6 protein-coding genes are annotated in these 10,723 nt (G+C 57.1%); 3 read left to right on the forward strand and 3 right to left on the reverse strand.

Features of this window, described 5'->3' with window-relative positions:
* Window positions 1-63: 63 nt before the first annotated feature.
* Together GOB85_RS17400 and GOB85_RS17405 are read right to left on the reverse strand one after the other, a co-directional pair.
* Complete coding sequence (locus GOB85_RS17400) at window positions 64-315, reverse strand: hypothetical protein (protein WP_173578697.1); 252 nt, start codon at window positions 313-315, stop codon at window positions 64-66.
* A gap of 365 nt (window positions 316-680) precedes the next feature.
* Window positions 681-2,138, reverse strand: a complete 1,458-nt coding sequence (locus GOB85_RS17405; RefSeq protein ID WP_173578698.1) for a penicillin-binding protein activator — start codon at window positions 2,136-2,138, stop codon at window positions 681-683.
* Between GOB85_RS17405 and rsmI the strand changes: the two genes are divergently transcribed.
* Together rsmI and GOB85_RS17415 are read left to right on the forward strand one after the other, a co-directional pair.
* Window positions 2,138-3,148 carry a 16S rRNA (cytidine(1402)-2'-O)-methyltransferase gene (gene rsmI, locus GOB85_RS17410; protein WP_408737084.1) on the forward strand — a complete coding sequence of 337 codons (1,011 nt, stop codon included), beginning with the start codon at window positions 2,138-2,140 and terminating at the stop codon, window positions 3,146-3,148. The two genes, GOB85_RS17405 and rsmI, sit on opposite strands and share 1 nt — an antisense overlap.
* Window positions 3,145-4,068, forward strand: a complete 924-nt coding sequence (locus tag GOB85_RS17415) for a S1/P1 nuclease (protein ID WP_173578700.1) — start codon at window positions 3,145-3,147, stop codon at window positions 4,066-4,068. Before rsmI ends, GOB85_RS17415 begins: the two co-directional genes overlap by 4 nt.
* A gap of 607 nt (window positions 4,069-4,675) precedes the next feature.
* On the opposite strand, the gene GOB85_RS17420 is transcribed toward GOB85_RS17415, so the two are convergent.
* A complete protein-coding gene (locus tag GOB85_RS17420) occupies window positions 4,676-6,949 on the reverse strand; it encodes a TonB-dependent receptor (protein WP_408737085.1) in 2,274 nt (757 codons plus the stop codon).
* Between the two features lie 1,033 nt (window positions 6,950-7,982).
* Here GOB85_RS17420 and GOB85_RS17425 point away from each other — a divergent pair.
* Window positions 7,983-10,115: an AsmA family protein gene (locus GOB85_RS17425; protein ID WP_173578701.1), complete on the forward strand. Its 2,133-nt coding sequence runs from the start codon at window positions 7,983-7,985 to the stop codon at window positions 10,113-10,115.
* The last annotated feature ends 608 nt before the right edge of the window (window positions 10,116-10,723 follow it).

Consider the following 10,723-nt stretch of genomic DNA (forward strand, 5'->3'; position numbering starts at 1 on the left):
CTGCGCTCGGGTGATTTCAGTCCAGGCCATCTTGATCTCATCAGGTTATCGCAAACCCATGAATCATAACCCGCTGAAATCACTCAACTCATTTTCGGTCAGACACTCAGGCTTTTCCGGTGTCGCGGAAGCGGTCCTGGCCACATGACGTTTTTTCACGCCATGGTTCGTTTTCATGCCGTGATGCTGAGGATCTGCGTCTGCCCCGGTCGTAGCGGCCGACGTTGCCTGTGCGTTCAGAGCGGAACAGGCGATCGTCAGCCCGGCTGTCAGCGACGTGCGCCGCAGACTGTAGCGGATGAAATTGTTTGTCATCGGGGTCTCTCACTCTGTCACACCTGTATGGCGCCTCTATATGCAATTGCGACTTTTTCGCAATATCAAGCCAGATATGAGACACACTTCGTAACACAGGAAAAGGCCAACAGATGCGCCTTGTGGAAGTATCCGGAGAGTATCTGCTGAATTATATCATTGTTATGTAGTGCTTTTTTGCCTTTCCGTGTCATCTAAAGCACAGCGGCGACTGAATTTCAGGCGGATCAGTCTATCGACATAGTGCAGACGCTTCCATCTTTGCACTAACCGCCCCGCAGACGACATTCTGGCCGTCTCCTCCGCCACGATCAATGGTGAGGAGACCCTGTTCGAAGCGGGGACGGTTTTAGTCAGTGTGTGTGTCAGGTCGCTCCGGAAGCAATCGGGGCGTGCGACGCACCGGGATTAACAATGTGAGCACCCCCACCTGACTGAACTTCAAAGATCGCCAGATCACGTGTGGTGCTGCCGTCCGGAAGCAGAGTGAATAGTCCGTCCACACCAGAGAAGCCATGCGAGCGTGTCAGAATCTCGGCAGGATAACCTTTGCCGTCGCTGCTGGCATGAACGGAACTGGCCAGGGCTCCTGCATCGTAAGCCAGGTCTGCGAGTGGCCTGGGGGCCCGGTGCATCTGGATAGCGAAAGCCTGCACGAACGCTTTCCGGTTTGCCGGATCCGGTGCTGCATACCAGGCGCCGGCGATGCTTCCCAGCTTGGTCGCGAATGCGCTCCACAGGCCTGGCCCCATGAGTCTGACCTGAGACGTGGAAACCTGATTTGCTTTCAGACCGTCAATGACATTTTTCAGTGAAAGGCCCAGATCACCAAGCAGCAGGGCATCGAATGGCGGCGCTGAAAGCGCCTGCGCGGCTGGTGCTGTCGCATTGCTGGCCGGCGTGCTTCCGGCCTGAACAGTCTCCGTCGGGGCATTGCTGCCCGATGAAGAGGGAGTATCTGCTTTGGGGGCCGATGAAAGCGCGGCGGCGAGATCCGATGGAAGATCGCTGGCGGGAGCGGCGGCCTGGCCGTTCGCCGCAGCGACCCGGCTATCATATGCCGCAAGGCTGGCCAGACCGCTGGCGATCGCCTCGGGTGTATTCAGGTGGTACGCGATCTGAGGGGGAGCAAGCCCGGCTTTCTGACAGGACACGATAAGAGCGTCACCAAGCGCGTGGCCAAGCGGGTTATCGGGGAGGAAAGCGGCAAACTGATGCCGGCCCTCGGCCGCGGCCGCCGCGACGAGACGGTCAACCTGCTGCTGAGGTGTAATGCCGAACACCCAGATGCCTGGACGTTTCTGAGCCGTGTCGCTTGTGAAGGCGATCACCGGAACACCCCCCTGAAGTGCGACGGGGGCTATCTGCGAGGTGTCTGCGCTTGTCAGCGGTCCGAGCAGGATGCCATCGCCGGCGGCAAGAGCTGCCTGCACTGCCGCGACTGCGCCACCGGGGCCTGCGGTATCATGTGCATCGACCTGAGGCAGCGGAGCCGTCACCGGGGTTCCGTTGCTGACCGGTCTGGACAGGGCGAGACGCGCGGCGGCGAGCATTTCATTACCAAGGCTCGCATTCGGCCCCGTCAGCGGCAACAAAACAGCGACGTTACGCGGTGTCATGACGTTAGTGCTCAGGGTACCTGAACTGCCGCCACCGCCGCTGCATGCGGCGAGAGCAAGCAGGGCGATGCCGGAACAACAACGCACCGCGCGGGACCGGGCGGGATGCCTGGCCAGATTATCGGGACCGGGGTTGCGTCGTGTCCCGGATAGGGTGACAGCTTGCGCTGCCTTTCGTGACTGGAACCAGTATGTCCGATCCATTGTCCGCCTCTGTTTCTGACCATTCAACTGTCGGGCCAAAGGCAGGAAGCCATCCCGACGCGCTGCCATCCCATAACGAAGGAATAGCGTCCCGTCATGTCCACGGCGAGCAAAACCCTTCAGAGGATGTGGCCCCGCACCGCAGAAACCGCACCGGTTTACTGACTCTTGTCGCCACGCCCATTGGTAATCTGGGTGATCTGTCACCCCGTGCTGTGGAAGCGATGCGCAGCGCGGATCTCGTGCTGTGCGAAGATACCCGCGTGAGTGCACGACTCTTTTCCGAGCACAGCATTGGCACGCACGCAGAGCCTCTGCATGACCACAACGAGCGGCAGCGTGTGCCCGGGCTCATTGAGCGCCTGCAGGCAGGGCAACAGATCGCGCTTGTCTCCGATGCGGGCATGCCTCTTCTTTCCGATCCGGGTTACCGGCTTGCGCGGGCCGCCATGGAGGCCGGCATCCCGGTCACGGCTGTTCCCGGACCCAACGCCGCACTGACGGGTCTGGTTCTTTCCGGGCTGCCGCCGCATCCGTTTCTGTTTGTCGGTTTTCCTCCTCCTCGCAGTGCCGCGCGGCGTGAAAGTTTTGCGACTTTACGGGCTGCGGAACTCGCGGGCCTGCGGGCCACCCTGATCTGGCATGAAGCCCCGCACCGCCTGGGTGAGATGCTGGCCGACCTGGTTGCGGTGTTTGGTGATGATCGCCCCGCCGCAGTCGCACGGGAGCTGACAAAACGATTTGAGGAGGTCAGGCGGGATACGACCGGCGCGCTTGCGGCGTTCTATGCGGATACTCCGCCACGCGGAGAAATTACTGTCCTGATCGGGCCGCCTGGTGAAGAAGAAACAGGGGCTGCTGATCTGGACAGACGCCTCGCTGAAGCGCTTGATTCTCATTCCGTCAAAGACGCGGCGGCTCTCGTCGCGGCTGCTTCGGGATTACCACGAAAAGTCGTGTATGCGCGGGCACTTGAGCTTTCTGCGGCACGCAAGGGGAATGAGGGATGACGAAACGGATTTCAGGCCGGAGAAGCTGGCCTGCATTGTTTGCCATTACGCTGTCGACTGGCGCTGTCTCATCTCAGGCATATGCCTGGGGACCAAATGGTCATGCGATCATTGCCGACATTGCACAGGCCCATCTGTCTCCGTCCGCGCTTTCGGCTGCAAAGGCCCTGCTTGCGACGGAAGGGCATGATTCACTTGACCAGGTGGCATCATGGCCTGACACGATCGGACATATCCCCAAAAACAAGGGCGGAGCGCCTGAGACACTTGCCTGGCACTATGTTGATATCGACGCGGCCAATCCTGCTTACGACCAGCAGCGTGACTGTCCTGACCGGGCCTGCGTTGCTGAAAAACTCCCCGAACAGGAGCGCATTCTGGCCGATCGCTCAGCGCCCGTTGCGGAGCGCCTTGCGGCACTGAAATGGGTTGTTCATCTCGTCGGAGATGTTCACCAGCCTCTGCATGCGGCGGAACGTGACCATGACAAGGGCGGCAATGCCGTCAGACTGACTTATTTCGGAAACAATCTGAACGGGCATATGAATCTCCATTCCCTGTGGGATGAGGGCATCATCGATCATGCGACCGGTCTGACAGTCGGCCCGCATTATACGATCGATTTTTCCGCCGCTCAGGCTGAGGCAAAGAAACTCGACACTGAGATCACCTCAGACGAAATGGCTTACTGGACAGCCGATCTGGCGTCCGGCGATGACCGGAAGGCAGCGATTGACTGGGTGGACGAGAGCCACTCCCTGGCGCGGACGGTTGCCTATGGTGCGTTACCGCATCTGCGTGGCTCGGAACTTGGCGATGATTATGCCACGCTGGCATGGCCTGTTGTTAAACTGCGTCTTGAGCAGGCGGGCGCGCGGCTTGCCGCCGTGCTGAACGCCTCTCTTGGTGACGGGTCATAACGCCACCTGTTCCGTTCATGAGTTCCGGGGCGTCTTTCGGAAAAAGCAGGCCTGCCGGGTTCGGCAGAGCCTGCGCGCGCTTTGCATCAGTCAGTCCTGAGACACTGTGGGTGATGTGAGCTGAAAGCGGCCCGGAGAGGCTCTGTCGGTTTGCTTTGCGGTCATAGACGAGGCGTCATTCCTGTGTTGCATTGTGAGCACAGGAAACGCGTCTTCACCTGACGGAGCGAGGACTTTTCTTTTCCGACGGGTATTGGATAGTTTCGGGGACGGGACGACGGAGAGGCCGGATTCCAGAACGTTATGGACAGTTCCGTTCCATATTCGCAATGTAAAAATGGTGCAGCGGAAGTGTTTTTTGTTGCGTTCCCGAGTGGGGACGCGGGCTTCTGCGCCGGTTTACCAGAGAGTGTTTCAGAAGTTTCTCTGCCGGGCGAAAGCGCGCTCCTGGAGAAACGTGACCGACGGGTTTGTCTGATCGCCGAAGCGGCTATGAGTGCAGGCCGGATATCCGGACAGACATGAATTCAGGAATGGAGAATACTCAGAGCACCGGATGCCGGCTCCGGTGCTCTGATTCAGTTTACACAGACCGGACAGAAATCCGTCAGAAATCGACGCTGGCCGATCCCATCACCATGAACGGGGCTGCGATGGAGTAGGTTGCGCTTCCGCCTTTGATTGCCGTGCCATACACGCCGGTTGTCGCGAGTGCGTTGGCTGCTGTTGCATTGACAAAACCAAGATACTGCCGATCAGTGATGTTGCGAAGGTTAAGTTTCAGAGTTGGCGCCTTCATCGGGCCCCAGTCTTTGAAACGGTAACCGAGGTTGATGTTCATCGTGATGTAGCTTGGAATATGCTGATCATTTGTGAATGTTGCATACTGCCGTGCGACATATTTCAGGCTGTATCCGCCGAACAGATGGCCGTCATCATAGTCAAGATTGAGACCGAACTGATATCTCGGCGTCTGTGGCGCGAATTTTCCTTTACTGAAGACGTAATCACCGTTTCCGGCCGCGACGTTGCTGTCCGTACGGCGATTGATATATTCCGCCGAGAAATACGGACGGAAATGATAGAAGATGGGACGTGTGCCGATTTCGAAATCGACACCGTCCGCATGGGAGCTGCCACCGTTGATGCTGCGGGTGTAGCTCTGCCCGTTTCCGGTATTGACCGTCTGGCTGTAAAGGCTGTTGGTGAAATTATAGTGGAAGTAGGTGACGGAACTCATGACCGTGGGGCCCTGATAGCGCCAGCCGAATTCTTCCGAGATTGAATATTCCGCCTTCAGATTCGGGTTCGCCTGATTGGCGTAGCCGCCGCGCGCCACGCTGTACGCGCCTGAATCATACAGTGAGGTATTCATCGGAATACGGAAATTTGTTGTTGAGGACGCAAAAAGCTGGTTTTCGTTATTGATTTTGTAGCGAATTCCGACGGCCGGAAGCGGCTCCTGCCATGACCCTTTTATATAGGGGCCGGTCGAGGTGTCCGGCAGGAAGTTCTGTCCGTCCCTGTTGACCACTGAGTATTTCAGACCCGCTTCGATGTTCAGTTTATTGTTCAGCAGCGACAGGCTGTCGGCAAGGAACATCGTATGGATACGCGTCTGGGTGAGTGTGTCGCGATACTGTGCCGTCTCGCCATTGGCCAGGACCATGTTCGGTCCGCCGCCCAGAAGATCGAGCGGTTTTCCGGTTGCATAATCGACCTGGCTGTATGGGCCGGTCTGAATCTGCTTTGAGTATTCGAACCAGTATCCCACCGAGACGCGGTTGATGCCGGTATGGAGACTCAGCTTCGTCACCGAACCGGGACGGTAGGTCTCGGTGTTGGACGGGTTGTAGACAATCAGAGACTTCGTGTTTGATGCGTTATGATCGCCGATTGAGGCGGTCATGGTCTGCGCGCCCCACTGCTGGCTGGTCAGGCTTTCGCTGTAGGCGCCGCCGCCATTGCCGTCTCCATACCAGAAATACGGTGTTTCGGTCAGCGTCAGATGGTCTGTCAGCGTGAAGGTTGACGGGGCGCTGGCGTAGATATTGGTGAACGGATTGCGATGCAGTTCGTAGTAGTTTGCGCTGGGGCTTTTCGGATTCCATGTCGCCTGGTAGGCGTTGTGAATTCCCTGGGCCTGCCAGGTGTCCATATAGGTGGTCGGGAAAAGAGTGCTGGTTCCGTGGTTGCCGAGCAGAGAGAAGCTGATCTTGTTGCCCTGCCCCCAGGCGCTGACCCATTTGGTCTCGCCATGCAGCTTGTTCTGGCCACCGGGACCGCGCCAGGAATCTTCCGCTGCATCCGAAAAGGAAATAAAACCTTTGACGTTCGTATTGCCGATATAACCGGTATCGAGACGGCCGAAGACGCGACGCGCATTATAATTGCCGTAGGAGCCAACGATTTTACCGCCCAGCTTTTCCTTCGGGTCCATCAGGTACATATCGACGGCACCGCCGGTCGCGCTGATATGCGGGCTGTCGAGATCGGCCGAACCCTGTTCGACATTGATGGAACGCAGATTTTCTGGATCGACGATTTCCTGAGGATAGACGGCATAGTTACCGATATCGTTGATCGGGAAACCTTCCAGGGTGAAGCCGATCTGACTTTCGTTCAGGCCGCGCATCGTCATATGGCCGCCGGACAGACCCATGGGGTCGGTCGAGGTGGTGTTCACGCCCGGCAGCATTTCGATCAACTGCATCGGATTGAGGCCGGCGGCCTGCTTTTCGATATATTCCGAGGTGACGGTTGAACGCGATTTCGGCGCGTCTTCTTTAATCATCAGACCGCCGGCCACCTGGCTGTGGCGTGCGCTGCGGACTTCGATCAACTCTGATTTCTGATCGGTCGGGGCCGTGGCGCCCATCATGGAAGGCGCATTATCATCGCTGGCGCGAGTGGCTGCGGGCGGCTTTTTACCTTTTGCCGGCTGCGTGGCTGTCGCGGACTGTGCTGCGACCGGCGCTGCCAGAACAGTGACGGAAGGAACGGCGAAGGTAATCAGGGCTGATGTTGCCAGAAGACGTCGCGTAAGGAAGGACATGGCTGCTCTGTATCTGGTCATGGACAGGATGCCTGATCACGCTCACGGAACGATGCCTCCAAAACCTGACCAGAAGGTCAAACTCCAGGCTGCACAACATTTTCGCGATTCGGTGACCGGGCGCTGATCACTTCCTTACGATCAAATAATCAGTTTGTTTATTACAGATTCATGTCTGCCATGCATTTGGTGCGGAACTGTATCAAATTGGCAACAGACGGCCATTATTCAGGTGGATTAATGATCACCTCTGTAACAAAATGTTTTATTATAACGACACACACTTACAACAAAACAAACACAAAAAAGAAATAATATGACATAAAAATCTCTATGCTTCGATCTGTATCTCTTCGCAGTGAAACAGATACTTCGCCCAGGCCCAATCGGCTCCTCATGACCACTCAGGCAGACAGGACGGAGGCCGGGACCTTTGATGGCCGGTTCCTCGATGATTGCCGGAAAGGGGGTTTATGAAGGGCTCCGTTGTCGCTCCGTGTGGGTGCTTTCTCCGGGCTTTGCTCTGGGAAGGAGCCGCGACCCTTTCCGGGCGCGGGCAGATCCCGGCCTTCCGCCAACTCTTTATAAGAGGCTGTTTCAGAAGCTCTGAAAAGCAGGACGACAGGAACAAAAAGTGAATAAAACCGTGTGATCTGCTTCCCTGCCCTTTATGAGGAACCTCCCCGGAAACACCGCGTTTGTGTCTGCGTCAGGCCGGTTCTGACGATGGTTTACCCCTGGACAGGTGGTATCGTTTGTCAGAGCTGCGGGGCTGTCCGATCAGGCGCATGTGCGCGGAACGTGAAAGAAAGAAGGGATCGATCCGGGCTGATGACCAGGATCGTCGGACAATGACTCTATGAACCAGACATCATTTTTTCACCGGCACAGATTTTCAGTGACCGGTACGGCTCTGTTCCTTTTAGCTATCGTGCTTCTGATTATTTTCTGGTCGTGGGACTGGTTTGTTCCTCTCGTGAACCGCAAAGCCACGGCGGCTCTCGGGCGACCGACAAGCATTGCCCATCTGCATGTACGGCCGGGGTTTGTGACGCGCGTGACAGTGGACGATCTCAAAAGCGAACAGCCGAAGGATTTTGAGGGCGAGGGCGCGCCGTTTTTCACGGCGGCGCACGCGACAGTGGCATTCGATGTCTGGCGCTACATCTGGCACCGTTCTGTAAGCATACCGCTGATTGCCCTGGATACGCCTGCCGCCGATATTCGCCGGCGCCAGAATGGACAGAACAACTACACATTCGGTTCTTCCGACAACAAAGGTTCTTCGTCAGATTCCGGTTTTTCGCTGTCTTCTCTTAAAGAACTTCTGATCAACGATGGTCATGTCCGGTTCCGTGACGACAAATTGCGGGCTGACATGGCCATTGCACTGCACACAACACCGCCTGCGGGCGCGGCGGACAGAGGGACGATCGTCGCCGATGCATCCGGGCGTTATGCCGGTCAGCCGGTGACCGGGCATTTTATCGGGGGAGCGCTTCTGTCCCTGACAGACGCGAAAACACCGTATCCTGTTGATCTGAACGTCAGGAATGGTCCTACACGCGCCACACTCAAAGGCAGTGTTGACGATCCTCTTGCGTTCCGGGGAGCGCGGCTGCGTCTGCATTTCTCCGGGCCGGACATGTCACTGCTTTACCCGCTGACGGCGATTCCGATCCCGCAGACTCCGGCCTATGACATCACAGGAAATCTGGATTACAGCGAGAAACTGATCCGGTTCAGTGATTTTGCCGGCAAAATGGGGTCGAGCGATATTGGTGGCACGATCACCGTTGATCCGCATCAGAAAGTTCCGTTCGTAGAAGCCGCTTTGCAGTCTCGCCGTGTGGACATTGAAGATCTCAGCGGCTTCATCGGAGGAAAGCCGGGGCCGGACACGACGGCCCAGGCAAAGGCTGATGCCCATGACCCGAATATTCTCCCTGACACATCGATCAATGTGCCAAAGCTTCAGGCCATCAATGCGCATGTGACTTACAGAGGCGAGCACATTCAGAACAGGCGGCTGCCGCTTGACAACATTGATGCCGAGTTCGCGATTCAGGACGGGGCGATTGATCTCAAAAGGCTGAATTTCGCGGTTGGCAAAGGGACTCTGGCCAGCTCGGCGACATTCGTTCCGGGACCACATGGATTTTCAACGAAGGCAAAATTTGATTTCAGACAGATCGATCTTGCTCACGTCATGACCAGTACGACGGGCACGGCGGCTCAGGGCGGGATCATTGGCGGGAATTTCGTGCTGAACTCCACGGGGAATTCCATTGCCTCGCTGGTTGCCAATGGTAATGGCGGGCTGACGCTGGTTCTGGATCAGGGGGGTGACATCTCTGCTCTGCTGCCGGAAGTCCTCGGGCTTCAGTTTGGCAATGCGATTTTGTCGGCGCTGGGTCTTCCGGCTCACACACGACTTGACTGTTTCATTGCTGACATGCCGTTGCGTGATGGTCTCGTGAACACGAAAACACTTCTTCTCGAAACGAAGGAGACGCGAACTCTTGGTCGTGGGACTGTAAATTTCAAAAGCAACACGATTGATTATTCGCTGACGACCAGAGCCATCCATCCGACGATTTTCTCTCTGCCTGGCGCGTTCAACATTACGGGTGCTCTCAAATCACCCACTGTTCTGCCTGGCGCCGAAATCCTTGGGCGGGCTGCGGCGGCGGCGGGGCTGGGGTTTGTCTTCCCTCCCCTCGCGATCCTTCCGATGATTCAGCTCGGCGTTGGCAAGGGGTCACGTTGTGAACAGGCGGTGCAGGCGGTGAATGATAATCCGGCGGCGGGCATTGCGCCGGGCGGAATGGCGCAGGCCCGTTCCGCGGATGCGAATGGCGTCAGAAAAGGGTCAGCCAGACCATCGACAGCGACCGGACACGCCGGAAAAGGGCATGGCTCAATGAAACCGCTTAATGCGGCAGAGGTCAGGGCGGCCTGGGAGAAGAAGCTCCGGAAATCCGGGAAGTAGCACCAGCCAGCGTTGAGGCTGGCACACGGTAAGAGAGTCCCGACAAAGGTCGCGGACCTTTGGAAACGCGCTGTTAGCGTTACGTGTTGAGCCGTGATTTTTTAAGGGGTTGGCAGAATCCGGGCTCTGCCCGAACCCGGCAGGGACCGCAGGCCCCTGCACCCCGATTTGTTTATAATAAAACGGTTTCCAAAAGTCTGTGACCTTTGGTGGGTTCCAGGGCAAAGCCCTGGGAAGAAGCCAACACTGAATGACAACAGAGCCTTTGGAAAGGCTCTGTTGTCGTTAAGTGTTGATCTGTGATTTTTCAAAGGGTTAGAAAAAGACCGGGCTCTGCCCGAACCCGGAAGGGGTCGCAGACCCCTTCACCCCGATCTGTTGATCAACAAACCGGTTTCCAAAGGTCTGTGACCTTTGGTGGGTTCCAGGGCAAAGCCCTGGGAATGAGCCAGCACCTAACGACAACAGAGCCTTTGCAAAGGCTCTGTTGTCGTTAGGTGTTGAGGCCTCCTGGCTGGCTGCAGGCGATGAGGATAGAAGCGGGAGCGAGGGTGTTGTGGAGAGCCTCGATCATGCGGCGCCATCCGAGATAGCTTGAGAGATATTTT

The organism is Acetobacter fallax, from assembly GCF_011516735.1.
Classification (GTDB): domain Bacteria; phylum Pseudomonadota; class Alphaproteobacteria; order Acetobacterales; family Acetobacteraceae; genus Acetobacter; species Acetobacter fallax.